This window comes from Variovorax sp. 01T439_2, assembly GCF_056398445.1.
This window is the reverse complement of sequence record NZ_JBFTPJ010001251.1, coordinates 1-1,291: the sequence shown is the minus strand read 5'-3', so window position 1 is coordinate 1,291 and position 1,291 is coordinate 1. Positions and strand designations below refer to the sequence as shown.

Annotated in this window: 1 protein-coding gene; it reads left to right on the top strand. The window is 60.9% G+C overall.

What is annotated here, in order from left to right; genetic code table 11:
- Positions 1 to 1,154 precede the first annotated feature (1,154 nt).
- Positions 1,155 to 1,291, top strand: a 137-nt coding sequence (locus AC1DOC_RS34005) for an aspartate 1-decarboxylase (RefSeq protein ID WP_478131613.1), incomplete at its 3' end; no start/stop codon positions are given.

Sequence of the window (1,291 nt, the reverse complement as noted above, 5' to 3'; positions counted from 1 at the left end):
GCTTCGCTCGGCTTGGCACGCCTGGCGTCCACGAGGAAGACGATTTCGTGCTCCAGGTCTGGACACGCGATGGCCGCTCGGTGGCCGAACGCGAGGGCATCCGGTGACCGGCGTCGTCGTTTCCCGCGCGAAACAGTGCGCGCATCGGTGCGGTGCTCAAGGCCATCCGCCGATGAATTTCGCCGATCATGATAACGACATTGACCCGAGATCAAGGCGCCGGCGCTCAAAGATGCGAACTCGAGGGAAGGCCGGAAAGAACAGCGCGTTCATCAAAGCACCTCTTCCAAGTGCGCGCGACGCTTCGCACTTGCCTTTTCGCCGACTTTGTACATGGGCCGCGATTGCGAGTGAGGTCGGAGAAAGACGCTCACGCCGGGGGAAGCGTCCTCAGGTCTCCGACAGAGCGCGGAGAATTCTCAGGCGTTCCTGTGTGGCTCTCAGGACGGATTCAGAAGACCAGGGGGGCGGTGCAGTGGCTTGGTCGTCCATCTCGGTGCAGAGGGTTTCGTCCAGTACCGGCATCACCCCCTTCAGCAGCCTTGTCTCGACTGCAAGCACGACAGCGAGATGCAGTGTGCTTGGCAGGACACGTCCATTCAGATAGTCAAGGACCAACGTTTCGGCAGCAAACAAGGAAAGTGACATGGCGCGGGCCTATCGGACATCACGCCACAGTAGCGGTGGCCGCCGTCGAAGTCTGTTCGATACCGCGCCTATGCGCCACAACCCAGGGTCTGGTCCAAACACCGTCCGCATCTACTGCCCAGCGTTGCCTCGGAGCCATCGGCGAAGACTAGGGGACCATTCGTTTATGCCGAAGCACACCTTGACCAAGGCGGGGGCCAAGTCGCAGCGAGCGCACATGTTCGGTATCGCACGGACAGGACGTATTTATATTCATGTTCTTTCCTCGCGACCAGAGCAGTCACGCAACGGTTTCATCTTGGTCTCGCGTCCGGTTTTGAAGCGCTGCCCATGCAGCCGCTCGACCTTCAATGAGCCGAACAGCGTCTCGCTGCAGGCGTTGTCTAGCCACCGACGACTCGACTATGCTTCGCCCGCCGCGCATGCGGCGCCCCTCGTTCCGCCGCGCTCATCGATGAATGCCGGACCGACCCACCCTTTCGCAGAGATAAAGAAAGAGTCCTCCCATGTTCCGCACCCTGCTCAAGTCCAAGATCCATCGCGTGGCCGTCACCGACTGTGAACTGCACTACGAGGGCTCCTGCGCCATCGACGAAGACCTGCTCGACGCCGCCAACCTGGCCGAGAACGAGCAGGTGCACAT